Source organism: Iodidimonas sp. SYSU 1G8 (genome assembly GCF_039655775.1).
GTDB lineage: Bacteria > Pseudomonadota > Alphaproteobacteria > SMXS01 > SMXS01 > RI-34.
This window is the reverse complement of the sequence record NZ_JBBYXJ010000002.1, coordinates 295,106-318,041: the sequence shown is the minus strand read 5'-3', so window position 1 is coordinate 318,041 and position 22,936 is coordinate 295,106. Positions and strand designations below refer to the sequence as shown.

At 65.6% G+C, this 22,936-nt stretch carries 20 protein-coding genes; 11 read left to right on the top strand and 9 right to left on the bottom strand.

The annotated features are described in order from the left end of the window. The first annotated feature begins 87 nt into the window (after positions 1–87). The 10 genes from ccrA to WJU17_RS12540 all read left to right on the top strand — a co-directional run bounded on the left by ccrA (position 88) and on the right by WJU17_RS12540 (position 11,210). Complete coding sequence (ccrA, locus tag WJU17_RS12585) at positions 88–1,401, top strand: crotonyl-CoA carboxylase/reductase (protein ID WP_346327748.1); 1,314 nt, start codon at positions 88–90, stop codon at positions 1,399–1,401. Between the two features lie 51 nt (positions 1,402–1,452). Further along, positions 1,453–3,144 carry an acyl-CoA dehydrogenase family protein gene (locus tag WJU17_RS12580; RefSeq protein WP_346327747.1) on the top strand — a complete coding sequence of 564 codons (1,692 nt, stop codon included), beginning with the start codon at positions 1,453–1,455 and terminating at the stop codon, positions 3,142–3,144. A gap of 21 nt (positions 3,145–3,165) precedes the next feature. Beyond that, entirely contained in the window at positions 3,166–3,360 is a 195-nt protein-coding gene (locus WJU17_RS12575) for a twin transmembrane helix small protein (RefSeq protein WP_346327746.1), read from the top strand. Between the two features lie 4 nt (positions 3,361–3,364). Further along, positions 3,365–3,928 (top strand): cob(I)yrinic acid a,c-diamide adenosyltransferase, encoded by a 564-nt coding sequence (locus WJU17_RS12570; protein ID WP_346327745.1) that lies wholly within the window; start codon positions 3,365–3,367, stop codon positions 3,926–3,928. A 105-nt stretch (positions 3,929–4,033) separates the two neighbouring features. Then, positions 4,034–4,783 carry an electron transfer flavoprotein subunit beta/FixA family protein gene (locus WJU17_RS12565; RefSeq protein ID WP_346327744.1) on the top strand — a complete coding sequence of 250 codons (750 nt, stop codon included), beginning with the start codon at positions 4,034–4,036 and terminating at the stop codon, positions 4,781–4,783. After that, the gene (locus tag WJU17_RS12560) at positions 4,783–5,712 is read left to right on the top strand and encodes an FAD-binding protein (RefSeq protein ID WP_346327743.1); all 930 of its coding nucleotides are present in this window, start codon (positions 4,783–4,785) and stop codon (positions 5,710–5,712) included. The genes WJU17_RS12565 and WJU17_RS12560 overlap by 1 nt, the downstream gene beginning before the upstream one ends. Before the next feature lie 43 nt (positions 5,713–5,755). Continuing rightward, positions 5,756–6,628 carry a 3-hydroxybutyryl-CoA dehydrogenase gene (locus WJU17_RS12555; protein WP_346327742.1) on the top strand — a complete coding sequence of 291 codons (873 nt, stop codon included), beginning with the start codon at positions 5,756–5,758 and terminating at the stop codon, positions 6,626–6,628. An 84-nt stretch (positions 6,629–6,712) separates the two neighbouring features. After that, a complete protein-coding gene (locus WJU17_RS12550; protein WP_346327741.1) occupies positions 6,713–8,320 on the top strand; it encodes a carboxyl transferase domain-containing protein in 1,608 nt (535 codons plus the stop codon). 2 nt (positions 8,321–8,322) lie between these two features. After that, positions 8,323–10,305: a biotin carboxylase N-terminal domain-containing protein gene (locus WJU17_RS12545; protein WP_346327740.1), complete on the top strand. Its 1,983-nt coding sequence runs from the start codon at positions 8,323–8,325 to the stop codon at positions 10,303–10,305. Between the two features lie 125 nt (positions 10,306–10,430). Continuing rightward, a complete protein-coding gene (locus WJU17_RS12540; RefSeq protein ID WP_346327739.1) occupies positions 10,431–11,210 on the top strand; it encodes an SDR family oxidoreductase in 780 nt (259 codons plus the stop codon). A gap of 167 nt (positions 11,211–11,377) precedes the next feature. Here the strand turns inward: WJU17_RS12540 and WJU17_RS12535 are convergent, their stop codons facing one another. Both WJU17_RS12535 and WJU17_RS12530 read right to left on the bottom strand, forming a co-directional pair. Continuing rightward, on the bottom strand, positions 11,378–11,749 hold the full coding sequence (locus tag WJU17_RS12535) for a hypothetical protein (protein WP_346327738.1): 372 nt from the start codon (positions 11,747–11,749) through the stop codon (positions 11,378–11,380). Between the two features lie 85 nt (positions 11,750–11,834). After that, positions 11,835–12,293 carry a GNAT family N-acetyltransferase gene (locus tag WJU17_RS12530; protein WP_346327737.1) on the bottom strand — a complete coding sequence of 153 codons (459 nt, stop codon included), beginning with the start codon at positions 12,291–12,293 and terminating at the stop codon, positions 11,835–11,837. A gap of 56 nt (positions 12,294–12,349) precedes the next feature. On the opposite strand from WJU17_RS12530, the gene WJU17_RS12525 reads away from it, so the two are divergent. Next, positions 12,350–12,814 (top strand): hypothetical protein, encoded by a 465-nt coding sequence (locus tag WJU17_RS12525; protein ID WP_346327736.1) that lies wholly within the window; start codon positions 12,350–12,352, stop codon positions 12,812–12,814. Between the two features lie 447 nt (positions 12,815–13,261). On the opposite strand, the gene atzF is transcribed toward WJU17_RS12525, so the two are convergent. From atzF to WJU17_RS12490, 7 genes are read right to left on the bottom strand one after another with little or no spacing between them, the layout of a single operon-like run. Further along, the gene (gene atzF, locus WJU17_RS12520) at positions 13,262–15,094 is read right to left on the bottom strand and encodes an allophanate hydrolase (RefSeq protein WP_346328947.1); all 1,833 of its coding nucleotides are present in this window, start codon (positions 15,092–15,094) and stop codon (positions 13,262–13,264) included. Then, positions 15,091–18,678, bottom strand: coding sequence for an urea carboxylase (gene uca / locus WJU17_RS12515; protein ID WP_346327735.1), 3,588 nt, complete (start codon positions 18,676–18,678; stop codon positions 15,091–15,093). Before uca ends, atzF begins: the two co-directional genes overlap by 4 nt. Before the next feature lie 14 nt (positions 18,679–18,692). Next, a complete protein-coding gene (locus tag WJU17_RS12510; protein ID WP_346327734.1) occupies positions 18,693–19,331 on the bottom strand; it encodes an urea amidolyase associated protein UAAP2 in 639 nt (212 codons plus the stop codon). Positions 19,332–19,341: 10 nt separating this feature from the next. Continuing rightward, positions 19,342–20,166, bottom strand: a complete 825-nt coding sequence (locus WJU17_RS12505; protein WP_346327733.1) for an urea amidolyase associated protein UAAP1 — start codon at positions 20,164–20,166, stop codon at positions 19,342–19,344. A gap of 12 nt (positions 20,167–20,178) precedes the next feature. Next, a complete protein-coding gene (locus WJU17_RS12500) occupies positions 20,179–20,997 on the bottom strand; it encodes an ABC transporter ATP-binding protein (protein WP_346327732.1) in 819 nt (272 codons plus the stop codon). After that, positions 20,994–21,821 carry an ABC transporter permease gene (locus WJU17_RS12495; RefSeq protein ID WP_346327731.1) on the bottom strand — a complete coding sequence of 276 codons (828 nt, stop codon included), beginning with the start codon at positions 21,819–21,821 and terminating at the stop codon, positions 20,994–20,996. Before WJU17_RS12495 ends, WJU17_RS12500 begins: the two co-directional genes overlap by 4 nt. A gap of 34 nt (positions 21,822–21,855) precedes the next feature. Further along, positions 21,856–22,929 carry a putative urea ABC transporter substrate-binding protein gene (locus tag WJU17_RS12490; RefSeq protein ID WP_346327730.1) on the bottom strand — a complete coding sequence of 358 codons (1,074 nt, stop codon included), beginning with the start codon at positions 22,927–22,929 and terminating at the stop codon, positions 21,856–21,858. Positions 22,930–22,936: the final 7 nt, after the last annotated feature.

Genomic DNA, 22,936 nt, shown 5'->3' with positions numbered 1-22,936 from the left:
CTGCGCCGCAAAATGACTTGAACGACAATGCAGCTTCGGAAGGTCTCCCTTCGAAGCAAAGCAGCCCGGCGTAAGGAGGAGAATACCATGAGCGCGCAGCCCGCAACCGCACAAGACACGTCTGCTAGCCCGCAGGTCCTGAAGGATCTGTACGAAGTCGGCGAAATCCCGCCGCTGGGGCATGTTCCGCCCAAGATGTACGCCTGGACGATCCGGCGCGAGCGCCATGGACCGCCGGAACAGGCCATGCAGATCGAAGTGGTCGACACGCCTGATGTCGATCCGGACGAAGTGGTCATCCTGGTGATGGCCGCCGGCGTCAACTACAACGGCGTCTGGGCGGGCCTCGGTGTGCCCCTGTCGCCCTTCGACGTGCACAAGGCCGAGTATCACATCGCCGGTTCCGACGCCTCGGGCGTGGTCTACAAGATCGGCAGCCGCGTGAAGCGCTTCAAGGTCGGCGACGAGGTCGTGGTGCATTGCAACCAGGACGATGGCGACGACGAGGAATGCAACGGCGGCGATCCGATGAATTCGCCGTCCCAGCGCATCTGGGGCTATGAAACCCCGGACGGCTCGTTCGCGCAGTTCGCCAAGATCCAGGCGCGCCAGCTGATGCACCGGCCCAAGCACCTGACCTGGGAAGAGAGCGCCTGCTACACGCTGACCCTGGCCACCGCCTATCGCATGCTGTTCGGCCACCGGCCGCACATCATCCGCCCGGGTCACAACGTGCTGGTCTGGGGTGCCTCGGGCGGCCTGGGCTCCATGGCCATCCAGCTTTGCGCCACGGCAGGCGCCAACGCCATCGGCGTGATCTCGGACGAATCAAAGCGTGAATTCGTGCTGTCGCTGGGTGCCAAGGGCGTGCTGAACCGCAAGGACTACGACTGCTGGGGCCAATTGCCGCCGGTCGGCGATCAGGCCGTCTACGCCGACTACATGAAGCGCAGCCGCGAGTTCGGCAAGGCGATCTGGAACATCACAGGCAAGGGCAACGACGTCGACATGGTGTTCGAGCACCCGGGCGAGTCGACCTTCCCGGTCAGCTGCTTCGTGGTCAAGCGCGGCGGCATGGTCGTGTTCTGCGCCGGCACCACGGGCTACAATCTGACCATGGACGCCCGCTTCGTGTGGATGCGCCAGAAGCGTATCCAGGGCAGCCACTTCGCCAATCTGAAGCAGGCCAGCCAGGCCAACCAGCTGGTCATCGAGCGCCGTATCGACCCATGCATGTCGGAAGTGTTCTCGTGGGAGGATATCCCGCGCGCCCATACGAAAATGTGGAACAACGAACACAAGCCCGGCAATATGGCCGTCCTCGTGTCGGCTCGCTATCCGGGCCTGCGCACCATCGAGGACACGATCGAGGCCGGAAACGAACCTGGTCTGGCCCGCTAGATCGCGCGTACAACGACCACCAAGAAGAAACGAAAGACTGAAGGAGCGAACATGGCTTCCACCCTGCCGAAGGACGACACGGCGACCGTGCACATGGACAATCTCATCCCGCTTTGCGAGCAGGCGCTTGTTGCCGCCGACAAGCTGGCGCTGGCTGTCCGTGCGGCCGTGTCCAACCTGATCGTCCGCGACGGCAAGGTGGACCGCAAGCTGCTGGAAGCCCATCAGTCCGTGGCGCATGGCTATGGCTGGTACGCGACCTATGTGGAGGCGCTGCGCCAGACCCTGAGCTGGCGCAAGACGCTGTCCGACCAGGGCCGTGGCGGCGAGCTGGAAACCCTGATCCTGCAGGCCGGCTTCGGTGAATATTGCGCGCAGATGATCGGCGGCCTGCAGATGAGCCAGGTCGAATGGGCGCGCCCCTCGGAAATGGGCGCCTCGGACGAGCAGATCGCCGCGTTCGCCGGCAATCCCGCCGTGCGGGCACTGGTGCGCGGCGGCAACACCGAAGCCGTCCGCGCCCGCATCGCGGAACTGATCCAGGACAGCCTGGCGACCGGCGCCTTCGGCGACACCGGCCTCGACGAGACGCTGGGCATGATCCGTGACCAGTTTCGCCGCTTCGCCGACGAGAAGGTCGCGCCCTACGCCCACGACTGGCACCTGAAGGACGAGCTGATTCCCGCCCCGGTGGTCGCGCAGATGAGCGAGCTGGGCGTGTTCGGCCTGACCATTCCCGAGGAATATGGCGGGCTTGGCCTGGGCAAGACCTCCATGTGCGTGGTCTCGGAAGAGCTGAGCCGCGGCTATATCGGCGTTGGCTCGCTGGGCACCCGTTCGGAAATCGCGGCCGAGCTGATCCTGAACGGCGGCACCGAGGAGCAGAAGCACCAGTGGCTGCCCAAGATCGCCTCGGGCGAAATTCTGCCGACCGCCGTGTTCACCGAACCGAATACCGGATCGGATCTGGGCAGCCTGCGCACCCGCGCGGTGAAGGATGGCGATGTCTACCGCATCACCGGCAACAAGACCTGGATCACCCACGCGGCTCGCGCCGACGTGATGACCATGCTGGTGCGCACCAATCCGGAGACCAAGGATTATCGCGGCCTGTCCATGTTCCTGGCCGAGAAGCCGCGCATGAACGGGACCGAGGATTTCCCGGCCAAGGGCATGACCGGTGGCGAGATTCATGTGCTCGGCTATCGCGGCATGAAGGAATACGAGCTGGGCTTCGACGGCTTCGAGGTGAAGGCCGAGAACCTGCTGGGTCAGCAGGAAGGCAACGGCTTCAAGCAGCTGATGACGACCTTCGAATCCGCCCGCATCCAGACCGCGGCGCGCGCCATCGGCGTGGCGCAGTGCGCCATGGAACTGGGCCTGAAATACGCGCTCGACCGCGTGCAGTTCGGCAAGCCGATCTATAATTTCCCGCGCGTGTTCGGCAAGATCGCCTGGATGGTGGTCGAGATCATGATGGCGCGCCAGCTGTCCTACTTCGCCGCCCGCGAAAAGGACGAAGGGTTGCGCTGCGACCTGGAGGCCGGCATGGCCAAGCTGCTCGGCGCCCGCGTCGCCTGGGCGGCGGCGGACAACGCCATGCAGATCCATGGCGGCAACGGCTATGCCCTCGAGTATCCCATCAGCCGGGTGCTGTGCGACGCCCGCATCCTGAACGTGTTCGAGGGCGCGGGCGAGATCCAGGCCGAGGTGATCACGCGGCGGCTGCTGGAAAGCAACTAGAAACGGCCTAGATAGGCGATCATGTCCACACCGTTCCTCATCCTCATCGGCCTGATGCTCGTGGCCCTGGTGGTCGTGCTGGGCATGGGCATCATCGGCCTGGCGCGGGATGGCGGCACCAATCCGCGCCGCTCCAACAAGCTGATGCAGATGCGCGTCGCGATCCAGCTGGCGATCATCGTCGTGGTGTTCATCGTCCTGGCGATGAGCAACTGACGCGATGGTCAACCTGACCAGGATCTACACGCGCGGCGGCGACACGGGGAAAACGTCGCTCGTCAGCGGCGACCGCGTGCTGAAGTCAGCGCCGCGCGTCACCGCCTATGGCACCGTGGACGAGACCAACGCCACCATCGGTCTGGCCCGGCTTCACACCAGCGGCGCCGTGGACGCGGCCCTGTCGCGCATCCAGAACGATCTGTTCGACCTAGGCGCCGATCTGGCCACACCCGGCGAGGATTTCGAGAATTCGTCGAGCCTGCGCATCGTCGAGCCACAGGTCGTTTGGCTCGAGCATGAGATCGACGCCCTCAATGAGCAGCTCAAGCCGCTGACCTCGTTCATCCTGCCGGGCGGCTCGCCGGCTGCGGCGGCGCTTCATCTGTGCCGCGTGGTCGCGCGGCGCGCCGAACGCGACATGGTCGCCATGGCCGAAACCGAACCGGTCAATCCGGCCGCGATCCGCTACATCAACCGCTTGTCCGACTATCTCTTCGTGCTCGCGCGCCACCTCAACGACAACGGCGCACGGGACGTGTTGTGGATACCCGGCGCGAACCGTTAGAAGCCCTCTAATTTCAGCGGGGGTGGAGTCGTTGACACTATTATGACCTTGCGTTAATGGTGCGCTGCGAAAAAAGACTTAGAAAAACCGGGAGAGTCCTCAGGTATGAAGATACTGGTCCCTGTGAAACGCGTCATCGACTATAACGTCAAGGCGCGTGTAAAGGCCGACAAGACGGGCGTTGACCTCGCCAACGTCAAGATGTCCATGAATCCGTTCGACGAGATCGCCGTTGAAGAGGCGATTCGCAAGAAGGAAGCCGGACAGGCCGAAGAAATCATCGCCGTTTCCATCGGCCCGGCACAGGCCCAGGAAACCCTGCGCACCGCGCTGGCCATGGGCGCCGACCGTGCGATCCTCATCCAGACCGACGACATCGTCGAGCCGCTGGCCGTTGCCAAGCTGCTGAAGGCGGTTGTCGAGGCGGAAGGTCCGCAACTCGTGATCCTTGGCAAGCAGGCCATCGACGACGACAGCAACCAGACCGGCCAGATGCTCGGCGCCCTGCTGGGCTGGCCGCAGGGCACCTTCGCCTCGGTGGTCAAGGTCGCCGGCGACGGGATCGAAGTGACCCGTGAAGTGGATGGCGGTCTCGAGACCGTGGCCCTGACCCTTCCGGCCATCGTCACCACCGATCTGCGCCTGAACGAGCCGCGGTATGCGTCGCTGCCGAACATCATGAAGGCCAAGAAGAAGCAGCTCGACGTCAAGTCGCCCGCCGATTACGGCGTCGACACCGCGCCGCGTCTCAAGACCCTCAAGGTCGAAGAGCCGCCGAAGCGCGCCGGCGGCATCAAGGTCAAGACCATCGAAGAGCTGGTCGAGAAACTGAAGAACGAAGCGGGAGTGATCTGATGACGACGCTCGTCCTCGCCGAACACGACAATACCGAACTGAAGGCCGCGACCCTCAACGCCGTGACCGCCGCCAGCCAGCTGGGCGGCGACGTCCACGTACTGGTCGCCGGCTCGGGCGCCCAGGGCGTCGCCGACGCGGCCGCCAAGGTCGCGGGCGTCTCCGTCGTCCTGCTGGCCGACGATGCCGCCTATGGCAACAAGCTGGCCGAGAACGTCGCGCCGCTGATCGTCTCGCTCGCCGGTGACTACGACGCTATCGTCGCGCCGACCACCACCTCGGGCAAGAACATCCTGCCGCGCGTCGCCGCGCAGCTGGACGTGGCCCAGATCTCCGACGTCATCAAGATCGAATCAGCCGACACGTTCGTCCGTCCGATCTACGCGGGCAACGCCCTGGCGACCGTGCAGTCGAGCGACTCCAAGAAGGTGCTGACCGTGCGCGGCACCGGCTTCCCGGCCGCCGCCACCTCGGGCGGCTCGGCCGAAATCCGTACCGTGGCCGCCGCCGCCAATCCGGGCAACTCGCGCTTCGTCGGCGCCGAGCTGGCCAAGTCCGACCGTCCCGAGCTGACCAGCGCCAAGATCATCGTCTCCGGTGGCCGCGGCATGGGTTCGGGCGAAGCCTTCTCGATCATCGAGAGCCTGGCCGACAAGCTGGGCGCCGCCGTCGGCGCCTCGCGCGCCGCCGTTGACGCCGGCTTCATCTCCAACGACCATCAGGTCGGCCAGACCGGCAAGATCGTCGCGCCGCAGCTCTACATCGCGGTCGGCATCTCCGGCGCGATCCAGCATCTGGCCGGTATGAAGGACTCCAAGGTGATCGTCGCGATCAACAAGGACGAAGAAGCCCCGATCTTCCAGGTCGCCGATTACGGCCTGGTCGGCGATCTCTTCGAACTGGTGCCTGCGCTCGAGAAGGCCCTCTGACGATCGTGATCGAATAGTGCTCCAACAGGTCGAGGCAGACGCCATGATTGAAACAGTCGGTATCATCGGCGCCGGACAGATGGGCAACGGTATCGCCCACGTCTCCGCCCTGGCCGGTTTCAAGGTCCTGCTGATGGATGCGAATCCGGACGCGGCCAAGAAGGCGTTGGGCATTATCGAGAACAACATGGCCCGCCAGGCTGCTCGTGGCCGCATCACGGAGGACGAGCACCGGCGGGCGATGAAACAGATCAGCCTCGTCGACGGCATGTCCGCCCTGTCCGACTGCGATCTGGTCATCGAGGCGGCGACGGAAAAAGAGGCGGTGAAGGTCGCGATCTTCACCGAACTCTGCAAGACGCTGCGCAAGGACGCCTATATCGCCACCAACACGTCCTCCATTTCGGTCACCCGGCTGGCCTCGACCACCGACCGGCCGGAACGCTTCATCGGCATGCACTTCATGAATCCGGTGCCGCTGATGGAGCTGGTGGAGATCATCCGCGGCATCGCGACCGTGGAAGACACCTACAAGGCGATCAAGGCCTTCGCCGACCGCCTTGGCAAGATTACCACCAACGCCGAGGATTTCCCCGCCTTCATCGTCAACCGCATCCTGGTGCCGATGATCAACGAGGCGGTCTACACACTGTATGAGGGCGTCGGCAACGTCGAGGCCATCGACACCGCCATGCGCCTGGGCGCGCACCACCCCATGGGCCCGCTCGAGCTGGCCGACTTCATCGGTCTGGATGTCTGCCTGTCGGTGATGCAGGTGCTGTATGACGGCCTTGCCGACAGCAAGTACCGGCCGTGCCCGCTGCTGGTGAAGTATGTGGAGGCCGGCTGGCTGGGCCAGAAGACCGGTCGCGGCTTCTACGACTATTCCGGCGAGAAGCCGGTCCCGACCCGATAAAGGGTTCTTTTCCAACAGTCTCTGCCTTCGCTCGCGATGACGGGAAAAGATTAGTGCGCTACAAATGATGTCCGGGGAGACGTCATGCAGCCGCTTGCGACCGCGATCAAATCCACATCCGACACGTTCCGCGACAACGCGGCCGCCATGCGGGCGTTGGTCGATGACCTGCGCACCAAGGCCGCCGCCATTTCGCTCGGCGGTGACGAACGCTCCCGCGAGCGCCATCTGGCGCGCGGCAAGCTGCTGCCCCGCGCGCGGATCGAAGCCCTGCTCGATCCCGGCTCACCCTTCCTCGAGCTGTCCCAGTTCGCCGCGCACGGCCTGTACGAGGACACCGTCCATGCCGCCGGGCTGATCACCGGCATCGGCCGCGTGTCCGGCGTCGAGTGCATGATCGTGTGCAACGACGCCACCGTGAAGGGCGGCAGCTATTATCCGGTCACCGTGAAGAAGCACCTGCGGGCGCAGGAGATCGCGGCGGAGAACCGGCTGCCCTGCGTCTATCTGGTTGATTCGGGCGGCGCCAATCTGCCGCGCCAGGACGAGGTGTTTCCGGACCGGGACCATTTCGGCCGCATCTTCTACAATCAGGCCAACATGTCCGCCGCCGGCATCCCGCAGATTGCCGTGGTGATGGGCTCGTGCACGGCTGGCGGCGCCTATGTGCCGGCCATGGCCGACGAGACGATCATCGTCCGCAAGCAGGGTACCATCTTCCTCGGCGGGCCGCCGCTGGTGAAGGCCGCCACCGGCGAGGTGGTGAGCGCCGAGGCGCTGGGCGGCGGCGATCTGCATGCCCGTGTCTCCGGCGTCACCGATCACCTGGCCGCCAGCGACGCCCATGCCCTGGGCATCGCAAGGCGGATCGTCGCCAATCTCAATCATCGCAAGAGCCACGGCCTCGACCTGGCGCCGCCGGAAGCACCGCTCTATCCGGCGGAGGATATCCACGGCATCGTGCCGAGGGACGCGCGCCAGTCCTATGACGTGCGCGAAATCATCGCCCGGCTGGTCGACGGCTCGCGCTTCGACGAATTCAAGCGCTTCTACGGCGAGACCTTGGTCTGCGGTTTCGCGCGGCTGTGGGGCTTTCCCGTCGGCATCGTCGCCAATAACGGCATTCTGTTCTCGGAAAGCGCGCTGAAGGGCGCCCATTTCATCGAACTGTGCTGTCAGCGCGGCATCCCGCTGGTGTTCCTGCAGAACATCACCGGCTTCATGGTGGGACGCAAGTACGAGGCGGGCGGCATCGCCAAGGACGGCGCCAAGATGGTCATGGCCGTGGCGAACGCCAAAGTGCCCAAGTTCACGGTGATCACCGGCGGCTCGTTCGGCGCGGGCAATTACGCCATGAACGGCCGCGCCTACGGCCCGCGCCTGCTGTTCACCTGGCCCAATGCCCGCATCTCGGTGATGGGCGGCGAGCAGGCGGCGACCGTGCTGGCCACCATCCGGCGCGACGCGCTGGAGGCGCGCGGCGAGAGCTGGCCGGCGGCGGATGAAGAGGCGTTCAAGCAGCCGATTCGCGACCAGTACGAGGCGCAGGGCCATCCCTACTACGCCAGCGCGCGGCTGTGGGACGACGGCATCATCGACCCCGCGGACACGCGCCGGATTCTCGGCCTGTCGATCTCGGCCAGCCTCAACGCGCCGATCCCCGAAACCCGCTTCGGCATCTTCAGGATGTAGCCATGTTCCGTTCCGTGCTCGTCGCCAACCGGGGCGAAATCGCGCTGCGCGTCATGAAGACCGCGCGGCGCATGGGAATGCGCAGTATCGCCGTCCATTCCGAGGCGGATGCCGGCGCGCCCCATGTGCGCTTCGCCGACGCGGCGCACCTGATCGGCCCGCCACCGGCGCTGGAGAGCTATCTGAAGATCGACCGGATCATCGAGGCGTCCGTCAGGTCGGGCGCCGAGGCGATCCATCCCGGCTATGGCTTCCTGTCGGAGAACGCCGCTTTCGCCGAGGCCTGCGCCGAAGCCGGGATCGTCTTCATCGGCCCGCCGGCCGACGCCATCCGCCGCATGGGCAACAAGAGCGCGGCCAAGGCGCTGATGGACGCGGCGGGCGTGCCGGTGGTGCCCGGCTATCACGGCGCCGACCAGGACGACGCGGTGCTGGCGCTGGCCGCCGAACATGCCGGCTATCCCGTGCTGATCAAGGCGGCGGCGGGCGGCGGCGGCAAGGGCATGCGGCGGGTGAACGATCCAGCCGCGTTCGACAAGGAGCTGAAGGCGGCGCGGCGCGAGGCCATGAGCGCGTTCGGCGACGACGCCATGCTGGTCGAGAAATTCGTCGCCCGGCCGCGCCATATCGAGATCCAGGTCTTCGCCGACAGCCACGGCCAAGCGGTGCATCTGTTCGAGCGGGAATGCTCGATCCAGCGCCGCCACCAGAAGGTGATCGAGGAAGCGCCCGCGCCCGGCATGACCGAGGAACTGCGCGCGCGCATGGGCGGGGCGGCGGTGGCGGCGGCCAGGGCCATCGGGTACCGGGGCGCGGGGACGGTCGAGTTCATCGTCGATGGCAGCCAGGGGCTGGCCAACGCCGACTTCTTCTTCATGGAGATGAACACGCGGCTGCAGGTGGAGCATCCGGTGACCGAGATGATCACCGGCACCGATCTGGTGGAATGGCAGTTCCGCGTGGCGGCGGGCGAGGCGCTACCGCTGAGCCAGGACCGGCTTTCGATCAACGGCCACGCCATCGAGGCGCGGCTTTACGCCGAGAATCCGGCCAAGAAGTTCTTCCCGCAGGCCGGGCCGCTCAAGCGCCTGCGCTTCCCGCCGGAAAGCCCGCATCTGCGGATCGATTCGGGCGTCGAGGAAGGCCAGGACATCTCGATCTACTACGACCCGATGATCGCCAAGGTCGTCGCGTGGGACACGACGCGCGCCGGCGCGGCGCGTCGGCTGGAGACGGCGCTGCAACAGACACGGCTGGCGGGCATCGCCTCCAATCTGGGCTTCCTCGCAGCCATCGCCGGCAACGGGGCGTTCCTGGCGGGCGACCTGCACACCGGCTTCATCGATGAGCACGCCGCCGACCTGATCCCTGCCGCCGCGCCAGCGGATCGCGAGGCGCTGGGCGCGGCGGTGCTGTCGATCCTGTCGGCCCGCACGCAGAACGCCGCCGATCCGTGGGACGAGCGCACCGCATGGCGCGTGAATCTGCCGCCGCGCGAAATCTTCGTGCTGCAGGACGGCGATGCCGAGCGCCGCGTGACCGTGACTCATGCACCGTCGCTGATCCTCGAGATCAACGGCGACAGCCTGCTCGCCGCCTTCGAGCGGGAAGCCAATGGCGATCTGGCCATCAGCCTGGGCGGTGTGCGCGCAACGGTTCACGTGTTCACCGAGGGCGAGACCATCACCGTGCTGCGCAAAGGGCACGCCCACCGGCTGGCGCTGCTGCAGGCCGACGCGGCGGGCGACGACGCGGCGGCCGGCGCGTCCGACATCCGCGCGCCGCTGCCGGGCCGCGTGGCGCAGGTGCTGGCCGAACCGGGCAAGGCGGTGGCGAAACACGCGCCGCTGGTCATCCTCGAGGCCATGAAGATGGAACACGTTCTGGTCGCCCCGGTCGCCGGTATGGTCGATGAAGTCCGCGTGACGGCGGGCGATCAGGTCGCCGAAGGTGCCGTGCTGGTCACCTTCGCGGCGCGGAGCTAGGGCACCCGACGGTCTCCGCACGAAGGTGGCCGGAAGGCGGGTCACGGCCGGACTTGCCGATTGCGACCGGCGGTCTCCGCCCATAGCATGCATGCCTGTTCGGAAAACGAGGGGAAGGCCGGTTCATGGGACGGGTGCAGGACAAGGTGTGTCTGGTCACGGGCGGCGGCTCGGGCCTAGGGCGGGCGGACGTGCTGGCGCTGGCGCGCGAGGGCGCGCGGGTCGTCATCACGGACATCGACCAAAAGGGCGGCGAGGAAACCGCGCAACAGGCGGGCTGCAACGCCATCTTCATCGAACATGATGTCGCCGAGCGAAGCCAGTGGGAGCGGGTCATCGCGCGGACGCTCGATCATTTCGGCGAACTCAACGTGGTGGTCAACAATGCCGGCATGGTCCGGCCCGGCAATGTGGAGACATGCAGCTGGGACGACTATCAGCTTCACCAGCGCATCCACATGGACGGCACCTATCTGGGTCTGAAATACGGCATCGAGACCATCAAGCGGAACGGCAAGCCCGGCTCGATCATCAACATGGCCTCGACCACGGCGCTCATGGGCTACAAGGAGGTCTTCGCCTATGCCGCCTGCAAGGGCGCGGTGCGGTCGATGACCAATGCCGCGGCGATCCATTGCCAGCAAGAGGGCTACAGGATCCGCGTGAACTGCCTGCTGCCCGGCGTGATCGTCACGCCGCTGGTGCTGGGCCTGCGCGCGCAGACCACCGGCGAGGCCAGCCAGATCCAGCAGAACCCGGTCGAGACAAAACCCGGTCCGGGCTTGGGGGAGCCGATGGATGTGGGCAACACGGTGCTGTTCCTCGCCTCGGACGAATCCAAGTTCATCAACGGCGCCGAACTGCGCATCGACAACGCCGCCTGCGTCAATCCAGCCCCGCTTTGATGGCGCATTCTCCCTGCCGCGCACAGGAAGATTTTCAAGGTGGCGCCATCCGGGGCGCCCATTCGCCATTAGGGACGGACGCAGAGGTCTTCGTGTTTATGCGTTAGTGTCTGCAGTGGGCCGTCATCAGCCTTTCCGTTCAGGGTGGTTAGGGGACATGGACATTGCTAGTCCGCCAGGGTGAAGTTTACCCGCACGTAGAAAATCCATATCGGTTCAACTTGGACGTTGAGATCAATCGCCGCCAACTGATTCTGTGTGGCATCGGCATCACCCTCTCCACCGACGATCGCCGGCGCGAGTTCACCTCGAAAAGGGATTAAGCCGCACCATAGACCGGGTGCCGGGACGGGGCCATTCTCGACGGTTCCCCAAACATGATCGATAACCCAAAGCTCCCAACCCAACACTTCAATGCCGTCATGCCGGCAAGCATCCAGGAATGAACGAGCGTCGCCTAGGTGCAAACCAAGCTCGCCGCTTTGCGCATGAAAGGCACGCGCTTTCACAGCATCGGCTAATGAGGGTGGGTTGAACATGCACGCAGAGTAGAGCGAGCTACAAACGGTCCGCAATGGGTCGGATGCAGCCGGGGAGCTGATGGGGCTGGATAAAGAATAACTCTCACCGGACCGGCCGGATCACCAAGAGACAAGGGTTCGTATCACCCCACAGCGTTGGAAAGATTTCCACCGGCATAAAGCCAATGCCTTCGTAAAATTGACGAGTGCTTTGGTAGCTGGGGTCCGGGTTTGAAGCTGCCAGCGTTTTCACGGTCAGATAGGTGCCGCCCAGCCCTCTAACGTAATCCTCAGCTTCGGCCAACATGGCCCGACCTATGCCTTGGCGATGAAACTCTCGCCTAACGCCCATGACACTAATTTCGGTTGCGTATGCAGTGTGATGCTTGAGAGACGTGAAGGCGATCAGTTCGCCGTCAGCACGACACCTCAGCATTGGAAGCTGCTCAGCATCCTCGCAATATTGAGTCACGGCCCTCGGTATCGCGAACCACTCTGGAAGGCTTTCGAGTATGGAGCGACATAGCGCTCCCTTTCCCGAAACAACATGCTCGATATTCATCACTGAAAACCTCAAGAGATGGACGTTACGCTACTGCCGTAGTCGATAGGTCCGCAATGGGTCGTATCCAGCCTGGCCGGTCTGGGTGGAAAGAGGACATCGTTGGATGTTCTCAAATGCAAAACCGATGGATCGCATCTATCCTCTATGGAATGAAACCAGCCGGCCAATGCGTATTATGGTGGGAGCTTCGCCGAGCCCCTTATAATCTCGTATTGGCGATCACCGGGTTGATAACCATCACCATCCTGCAGGTTGCGGGCGCGAAATTGCTTAGGCCTGGAGAAGATGCGATTGAGCCAATGGCGCTCTTCATCTTCGTTCCGCTGTATGCCATCGCTGCGAATGTTGCCTACACTCTCGGATGGGCGACGGAGTTAATGTGGTCGGGCGGCGATCCGACCAGAACTGAGGCTTTCCGTTCCAAGATTTTTTATCTCGGGTTATTCATATCTGTGGGCATAACCCTTGTCCCCGCGTTTCTGGTGCCAGTCCTTTGGGTCATCCTACAAGTTCGCTGAGGCTGAGCATCGAACATTACACCGCCAGGTTAGCCCAGAGGTTCTGTGCTGCGAAGGGTCGTGATCAGTCTGACAGGTTGGGGCGGATGGCGGACGTTCACGTTTGGTGCGCGCCCTTGCTGACCAGCCAAAATCGCACGAAGGCGAGCGCCAGCCAGACCACGGCCGCCACCAGTGTAGGGACTCCAAAAACGCCTAGTGTGTCAGCATCACTCGCAAGCTTGGCTGGGATATCTCGTCTGGCAAAGCATATGACTCCGGCGAGCACCGCGCTGAGGTACACGAATTCCCACCTGCGTAGCAGTCTCATTGGCGCCTCGGATATGATCCACAGCATGTATCGGACTGGAAATGTCTGCAATGGGTCGATAGCAGACATTCGGCTTTGCCGAAGATATCTGACCTGCCTATCGAGTGTGGGGATGACGCCCGTTCGGGAGCCGCCCATCAACCCGCCGACGCAGCCCCCGCCTTGATGGTCAACGCGGTGCAATACGCCTTCCAGCCACCAAACCCGGTGATGTCCTCGGCGCCGCGTACGGCCCATTCCTCGCACAGGAAGCTTTTCACGCTGGAGCCGTCCTCGAGCTCGACAGTGCCGATGCCGAGCGGGCCCGGGATGCGGCCGACGAAGCGGCCGAAGGCCGCCTCGGTCAGCCGCCACACTTCCACCTCGACGCCCTTGCCGGCATATCCCGGCTCGCGGATCAGGCCGGGCTTGGCCGGTTCGGTGTTGGGCAGGGCGTAGAGGCGGTACGGCGCGGCGGTGCGGCAGGCGCGCACGAACAGGGCGTCCAGTTCGGTCAGCTGGTGATGCAGCGGCATGCCGCGCAGATGCGCGCCGACCACGGCCAGATCCACATAGGCGGCGGGCGCCGGCTCGGGCACCAGCGACCGGGCCGACAGCCCCTGTCCTGTCGCGCCGGCGGTTTCCACCAGCGCCCGGTGCAGCCGGTCGGCCAGCACGGCGAGCGCATCGTCGGTGAAGGCCGGGCCGATCAGGGTGACGCCGAGCGGCAGGCCGTCGCGGCGACGGCCGGCGGGCACGGCGACGCCGCAGCAGTCCAGCAGGTTCACGAAGTTGGTGTAGAGGCCCAGATTGGCGTTGTACTCGATGGGATTGGCCTCCATCTCGGCCACCGTGTAGGTGGTGGGGCAGGTCGGCAGCAACATGAAGTCGATTTTTTCCCACTCCCGCGCGGCGACGCGCTCCAGCGCCTTCAGCCGGTACTGGCCCTCGAACGCATCGACCGAGGTGAAGCGCCGGCCGCCCTGGATGATCTGGCGCACCACCGGGTTGATGGCGCCGGGACTGGTGTTGAAGAAGGTCTGGATCGCCGCCAGCCGTTCGGCCACCCACGGGCCGTCATAGAGCAGCGCCGCCGCCGCCGCGAAGGGCTGATAGTCGATCTCGACCGCCTGCCCGCCGAGGCTGGCCAGCCGTTCGCAGGCCCGGTCATAGAGTCCCGCGGCATCCCGGTCGCCGCAGAACTTGCGGTCCTCTCCCGCCAGCACGCCGAAGCGGAAGCCGCGCAGGGGGAGCGGCCGGGGCGTCAAGGTCCGGCCGTAGGGATCGTCGCCATCATTGGCCTGCGAGATGCGGCGCACCCGGTTGCCGTCGCCCACATTCAGGGCGAAGACGGTGACGCAGTCGAGCGAGCGGCAGGCCGGCACCACGCCCGCCGTGCTCAGCAGGCCCTTGGTCGGCTTGACGCCGACGATGTTGTTCAGCGCGGCCGGGACCCGTCCCGATCCTGCCGTGTCCGTGCCCAGGGCGAAGGACACCAGCCCGGCGGCGACGGCCACCGCCGATCCCGAACTGGAGCCGCCCGAGATATACTCGCCGTCGAAGACACAGCGCGGCGCGCCATAGGGCGAGCGCGTGCCGTTGAGGCCGGTGGCGAACTGATCCAGGTTCGTCTTGCCGATGGCGATCGCGCCGGCATCGAGCAGACGCTGGACGGCCGTCGCGTTCTCCCAGGGCTGGTAGGCGTAGTCGGGGCAGGCCGCCGTGGTCGGCAGTCCGGCGCAATCTATATTGTCCTTCACCGCGAAGGGAATGCCGTAGAGCGGCAGGCCGTCGATGCCCTCGGGCCGTTCCGCCAGCGCCCGCGCCCGTGCCAGCGCCTCCTCGCGCGGGAACAGGCTGATCCAGACGGCCTTGTCGGGCCAGGCGTCGATGCGGTCATAAACCGCGTGGATTACCTGTTCGGGCGTGGCCCGCGCTTCGCGGTAGGCGGCGAGGAGGTCTTCGATCTGCAGGGACGAAATCGGCATCAGGCGGCTTTCAGTACGGCCACGACCTGACCGGCCTGGACCGGCCTGCCGGGCTGGCAGCGATATTCACTGACCACACCGGCCACGGGGGCGGTGATGGACAGCTCCATCTTCATGGATTCGACGATGACAAGGGTGTCGCCGGCGGCGACGCTCTGGCCGGGTTCGACCATCAGCTTCCAGACATTGCCCGGCACGTGGGATTCGACGCCGACCGAGCCGTCCGGCAGCGCGCTTTCATCAATCACCGCGGCGACGGTTTCCTCGCCCACATAGGTGGCGAGGCCCTGTTCGGCCCAGCGCTGGCGCTCGGCCTCGAAGGCGGTCTGCTGGCGGGTCTTGAAGGCGCCGATGCCCTCGGCGTTCGCCGCGAGGAAATGGTTGTACTCCTGCACGCTGAAGCTGGTTTCCTCGATGTCCACCTTGTAGCGGCCATGGGGGAAATCGGCGCGGGCCTCCAGCAATTCCTCGGCCGAGACCGGGAAGAAGCGGATCTGGTCGAAGAAGCGCAGCAGCCACGGCACTCTCGGCTCGAACGGCTTCGGCTGGCGCCAGGTGTTCCACACCTGGATGGTGCGGCCGACGAGCTGGTAACCGCCCGGCCCTTCCATGCCGTAGATGCACAGATAGGCGCCGCCGATGCCCACCGCGTTCTCGGGCGTCCAGGTGCGGGCCGGATTGTACTTGGTGGTGACCAACCGGTGGCGGGGGTCGACCGGGGTGGCGACGGGCGCGCCGAGATAGACGTCGCCCAGCCCGAGCACCATGTAGCTGGCATCGAAGAACAGCCGATACACATCGTCGATGCTGTCAAGGCCGTTGATGCGGCGGATGAACTCGATATTGGACGGGCACCACGGCGCGTCCGGACGCACCAGTTCCATGTACTTTTGGGCCGCGAGCTGGGCCTGATCGTCGTTCCACGACAGCGGCAGATGGACGATGCGCGACGGCACGCGCATGTCCTCGACCGCCGGCAGGCCGCGCTCCAGATCCTTGAGACCGTCGAGCAGCCGGGCGAGCGGCAAGGCGAGACTGTCATAGTGGATCTGCAGCGACCGGATTCCCGGCGTCAGGTCGATGATCCCCGGCCAGTCCTGCGCCTCGATGGCCTGCATCAGGCTGTGCACGCGCATGCGCAGGGTGATGTCCAGCACCAGCGGACCATATTCCACCAGAAGGTAGGAATCGCCGGCCACCCGGTAGCAGACCGGAATCCCATGATCCTCGCGGCGCTCGAGGACCGCGTCGTGCTGGTGGCGCACCGGCGCGGCGACCGGACGCGGCGCGTCGAGGTTCAGCACCGAGGCATCCTGCACCCGGCGCAGGGAGGCCGCCTCTTCCAGCCCGATGCGGCGGAAGCGGACCTTGTCGCCAGGCTTGAGCTGGCCCGTCTTCCACAATTCGGCATCGACGATCACCGCCGGGCAGACGAAGCCGCCCAGGCTCGGCCCGTCCGGACCCAGGATGATCGGCATGTCGCCCGTGAAGTCGATGGCGCCGATGGCATAGGCATTGTCGTGGATGTTGGACGGGTGAAGACCCGCTTCGCCGCCATCGGCCCGCGCCCATTGCGGCCGGGGTCCGATCAGCCGCACGCCGGTGCGCGAGCTGTTGAAATGGACCTCGTACTCGCTGGAAAAGAAGGTCTCGATGTCGCCATCGGTGAAGAAGTCGGGCGCGCCGTGCGGGCCGTAGAGCACGCCGATTTCCCACTGGCGCGTCAGCGGCGGCAGCGCGTCCTCGCGGAGCACCTGCGGGATGTACGGCGCGTCCGTGCCGTTCAGCCGCAGCACGTCGCCGGTCTTCAGCGTCCCGGTCGAATGGCCGCCGAAACCGCCCAGGCCGAAGGTCGCGCCCGAGCCCAGATAGTCCGGCACGTCAAACCCGCCGGCGACCGCCAGATAGGCCCGGTTGCCCGCGCCCTCGATGCCGCCCAGCGCCAGCACCTGCCCGGCCTTCACCGGCAGCGAGCGCCACCAGGCGACGGGGGCGCCGTCCAGCGTGGCCTTCAGCCTCGCCCCGCCCAGCGCGATGACCGCGTCGCAGCCGAAACGCAGGGTCGGGCCGGTGAGGGTGATTTCCAGCCCGGGCGCGCCTTCGGGATTGCCGACCAGCCGGTTCGCGAGGCGGAAGGACAGCGCGTCCATGGGCCCGCTCGGCGGCACGCCCACGTTCCAGTAGCCGATCCGGCCCGGCCAGTCCTGGATGCTGGACTGGGCGCCGGGGGCGAGCACCTCGATGGATCTGGACTGGAAAGGGAAGCTTTTCAGCGTCGCCGTGATGGCCTTGCCCTCGCGGAACACGGGCGAGCGGGCGATCTCTCGCAGATAGGCCAGATTGGTCTCGATGCCGTAGAGGCTGGAGCGGTCGAGCGCCTCGGCGAGCGCCTCGACGGCGGCGGCGCGGGTCGGCCCCGACACGATCAGCTTGGCCAGCATGGGATCGTAGTAGGGCGGCACCTCTGTCCCCGACTCGACCCATCCGTCGACGCGGGCATTGCAGGGAAACTTTACCGCGGTCAGACGGCCAGCGCTGGGTCGGAAGTCCTTGGCCGGGTCCTCGGCATAGATACGGACCTCGATGGCCGCGCCTTTCGGGTAGCCCGCCGGAATGTCCAGCGCCGGGTATTCGCCCGCGGCCTGGCGCACCATCCATTCCACCAGATCGACGCCGAACACTTCCTCGGTCACGCAGTGCTCGACCTGCAGGCGGGTGTTCACCTCGAGGAAGTAGAAGGCGTCGGCATCGACGTCGTAGACGAACTCGACCGTGCCGGCGGATTCGTAATTCACCGTCTGCCCGAGCGCGATGGCCGAGGCGTGCAGATCGAGGCGGACCTGCGCCGGCAGATGCGGCGCCGGGGTTTCCTCGACGACCTTCTGGTTGCGCCGCTGCAGGGAACAGTCGCGCTCGCCCAGGGCAACCACATGGCCGCGCCCATCGCCGAAGATCTGCACCTCGATATGGCGGGCCCGGCTGACGAATTTCTCGATGAACAGGCCGGCATCGCCGAAATTGTTCTGGCTGAGCCGCTTCACCTCCTCGTAGCGGGTCGCCAGTTCGGTGTCCTCGTGGCAGAGCACCATGCCGATGCCGCCGCCGCCCGCCGTGCTTTTCAGCATCACCGGATAACCGATAGTCGCAGCGGCCGCGAGCGCCTCGTTCACATCGGCCAGCAAGCCGGTGCCGGGCAGCAGCGGCACGCCGCTGTTCTGGGCGAGAGCGCGGGCGGTGTGCTTGAGGCCGAAGCTGCGCATGTGCTCGGCGCCGGGACCGATGAAGCGGATGCCATGCAGGGCCAGCTTCTCGGCGAATGCCGGATTCTCGGACAAGAAGCCATAGCCCGGATGGACCGCCTGGGCGCCGGTGGACAGGCAGGCGTCGATGATGGCCTGCTGGTTGAGGTAGCTTTCCGCAGCGGGCGCCGGGCCGACCCGCACCGCCTCGTCGGCCATGAGGACATGCCGGGCATGCCGGTCGGCGTCCGAATAGACGGCGACCGAGGCGATGCCCATGCGGCGCAGGGAGCAAATGACCCGGCAGGCGATTTCGCCCCGGTTCGCGATCAGGACCTTGTCGAACATGATAATGTCTCCCCTCAGACCGCCGAGTCCCAGACCAGGACACGGACGGGCGTGGGGTTGAACCCGTTGCACGGGTTGTTGACCTGGGGGCAGTTGGAGATCACCACCAGCAAGTCCATGTCGGCGCGTAGATCCACATAGCCCAGCGGCGCCGAGATGCCGTCGTCGATGGTCACCTCGCCATCGGGCATGATCGGCACGTTCATGAAGAAGTTGATGTTGCCGACGATGTCGCGCTTGGTCATGCCGTACTTCGACACTTCCAGCAGGAAGTTCTCGCGGCAGGCGTGCATGTAGCGGGTGTGATGGCCGAAACGCACCGTGTTGCTCTCGCAAGAACAGGCACCGGCCGAGGTATCGTGCCGGCCGCAGGTGTCGGCGATCACCGTGGCCATCACGTTGCCTTCGTTCGACATCAGCGCCGTGCCGGCCTCGATATAGGCCGCGCCCTGGGCCGTCAGCGTGTCCTGCGCGCTATAGCGTTCGGTGGTGTTGGAGAGATTGTACAGCAGCGTATCCACCGCCTGCTGGCCTTCCAGGTCGACGATCCGCAGCACCTGGCCCTTGCGGAGCTGGCCGGACCACGGCTTGCGGGCGGGAATGGTGAAATCATAGGTGGCGGCGGCGTAGTCGCGATCGATGAACAGGGTCATGGGCCGTCTCCTAAGCCCGGCCGCCGAACAGCGGGTCCGTGTTCTCGAACCCGCGCACCGCTTCCTCGGTCGCCGTCCGGCACAGATCGTCCTCGTCCGGCTCGGGCGAGCGCCAAAGGATCGCCTCGACGGATTTCGGCGCGTATTGGGGCGCGGGATCGAGCGGATGAGGACAGTTGGAGAGCACCGCGAGCACGTTCATCTCGGCCCGCAGATCCACGTAGTCGCCGGCGCGGTCGTGGCCGCCGGTCCACTGGAAATGCCCGTTCGCCCCGGTGGTGACGCCCGCGAAGAAAGTCATGCAGGGCGCGACGTCCTTGACGCCCATGCCGTACTTGCCGGCGGCGAGCCGGAAATTGTCGCGGCTGTTGCGCAGGCTGTCGTCGCCATAGCGGCGCCGGTTGCTGAACGGCGTCGATCCGCCGGCGATGAAATCGTGCCGGCCGCAGGTGTCGTCGGTGATGGACATGAGCACCCGGCCCATGTCGGAGAACAGCACCCGGCCCTTCGAAAGGTGCGCGTGCCACTGAATCTTCACAGTGTCGCCCGCATTATACCGCTCGCTGGTGTCATCGGCGTTCCAGAACAGGGCGGAAACGCTGCCGGTGCCGCCATTGACGATCCGAAGAGTCTCGCCGCGCGGCACGATGGTGCTCCAATACCAGCCGCCGGGGATCAGCTCGCGGTGCAGCACCTTCTTCGGCTTGATGCGCGCCGGGTTCGACGGCTCCTGCGCGGCCTGCGCCAGACGCGGCGACTTCTCGTGGGCCCCGGCCTTCAGCGCCTCGTAGCGGGCGCGGTTTTCCTCGGGTGTTGCTTGGTCAAGCGCGGTCATGCGTTGTCTCCTTTACTGACCGACACCGGGCCGTCCCGGCAATGCCCCGAACTCGTCGAGCAGGCGGGCCGTCCCGCCGGGGGCAATATCCGTATCCGAAACCGGATACTTGGGCGGCCAGACCGCCAGATCGTGGGTGATGGTAGCGCCGTACCGGTCACGCTCCTCCGGCCGGTTGCGGGGCCGGTCGAAGGCGATGACACGGGTGCCGAGGTGGAAGGCCTCGGACAGGTCGTGGGTGACCATGAAGACGGTCATCTTGGTTTCGCGCCACAGCTTGAGCATGAGCACGTGAATCTCGGCGCGGATTCCCGGATCGAGGGCGCCGAAGGGCTCGTCCAGCAACAAGATCTTGGGCCGCTTGATCAGCGCCTGCGCGATGGCGAGGCGCTGCTGCATGCCGCCCGAAAGCTGGGTCGGATAGAGCGACAGAAAGTCGCCCAGCCCCACGGCGGTGAGAATTTCGGCGGCATCCTCGCGCGCCTTGCGGCGGGCCTTGCCGAAAAAATGCCCGGTCAGTGGCGCGCCGGCGAATTCCAGGCCGACGACCACGTTTTCCAGCACGGTCAGGTGCGGGAATACCGAATAGCGCTGGAACACCACGCCGCGATCGGCGGTGGGTTCTTCCGGCAGGGCCTCGCCATCGACGAGAATGGTGCCCCGCGTCGGCGTCTCGGCGCTGAGCAGCATGCGCAGGAAGGTGGACTTGCCACAGCCGGACGGGCCGACCAGCGAGACGAAGGAGTGAGGCTCGACCTCGAGCGAGACATGCTCGAGCACGATGCGCCCGTCATATTCCTTCCAGACGTTCTTGACGCTGACGGCGGTCATCGCTGCTTCCTTCCTTCGGCGAACCAGGGGAAGGCGCGGTCCTGCAGCTTGCGCAGACCAAAATCCAGCAGGAAGGCCAGCAGGGTGATCCACGCCACATAGGGGAGGATGGTGTCCATGGCGAGGTACCGGCGCAGCAGGAAGATGCGATAGCCAAGGCCCGACTGGGAGGCGATCGCCTCCGCCGCGATCAGGAACAGCCATGCCGAGCAAAGCGACAGGCGGACCGAATCGATGAGGCGCGGCAGCATCTGCGGCACCACCACGCGCAGGGCGATCTGCCAGGTGGACGCGCCGAGGGTCTGCGCCTTGACCATCAGCTCGCGGGGCAGTTCCTCGACCCGCAGGATCATGTCCCGCATGATCACCGGGGCGACACCGATGACGATCAGCGCGATCTTCGAGGTTTCGCCCAGACCGAAGATGATGAACAGGATCGGCAGGATGGCCAGCGGCGGGATCATGGCCAGAACGGCGACGAAGGAGTTGAACGAGGCCCGCATGTACGGCAGCAGGCCGATGGCGACGCCCAGCGTGCCGGCAAGCAGGGTGGCGATGGCAAGGCCCGCCATCAGCCGGGCGAGGCTGGCGGCGGTATCGACCCACAACAGGACGTCTCCGGTCCGGGCGTCGGCCTCGAACGCCATGCGCGCGAAACCCTGGCCGATGCTGGAGAACGACGGCAAAAGCTTGTCGTTCGGGTTTTCCGCCAGCCGCGCCTCCGACCCCACCACATAGGCGAAGAGGAGGAGCAGGAAGGGGAGCGCGGCGAGGAAGACCGCGACACCCCGTGTCGGATGGGCATTGATGAGACGCCTGCGCATGCTTGCCTGCTGTCCGGCTGACTGCCCGTGACCGTTACTTCGCCGCCTTGGCTGCTTCGTTCATGTAGGCGGCAGTAAAGCGCAGCTTCACGTTGCCCGCGTCGCCCAGCACCTTGCCGTCGGGGAAGGAGATGCCGACCACGTCGGCGCTCGGCGCGCCCTGACCGAGCAAGCCGTGAGCGAACAGGAAGTTGCGCACCGAATCCATGGTCTTGGGCAGGCTCGCGCCCATGGCGAATTCGACGCCCTGCGCCGGCATGTAGAACATCTTGGTCGAGGCGAGCTGCATGTCGTAGCCCGCCAGATCCGTGCCGGACGCCTTGCCCATGGCCTCGCGGGCGGCTTTGCCCTCGGGCGTATTGGAGCTCATGATCGCCATGGTTTCGTACCAGGCGCCGGTCAGCGCCCGGCCGAGATTGGGATTGTCTTTCAGGGTCTGGGTATTGACCACGGTAAGGTCGATGATCTCCCCGGGGATCTTGCTGGAATCGAAGACCTTGTTGGCGCCTGGAAGGGCGGCGATCTCCGCGACCAGCGGGTTCCAGGTCACGACCGACGTCACGTCCTTGGTGTTCCACGCGGCGACCATGTCGGCATCCGAGGTGTTGACGACGGTGACGTCCTTCTCCGACTTGCCGATGCTCTCCAGCGCGCGCGCCAGCAGGTAATGCGACACGGAAAGCTCCACCAGGTTGACCTTCTGACCAACGATGTCGGCCAGCTTGGTCTTGCCCTTGAGGATGATGGCGTCGTTGCCGTTGGAGAAGTCGCCGACGATCAGCGCCGTCGTATCGACGCCGCCGACCGACGGAATGGCCAGCGTGTCCATGTTGGTCGCCGTCACGCCGTCATAGGCGCCGGCGGTGTACTGGTTGATGGACTCGACGTAGTCGTTGAACTGCACCACGTCGATGGTGATGCCGTACTTGTCCGCCCACTTCTTCACGATCCCATTGTCGGCGGCCCAGCCCCAGGGCATCCAGCCCACATAGATGGACCACGCCAGCTTGAATTCGGTTTTCTTCTCCGCGCTGGCCGGGGCGGCGAACGCGGTGAGGGTCATGGCGGCGATGGCGAGCGCGGCGACGAACCTGGATTTCTTCTGCATAGTTCCA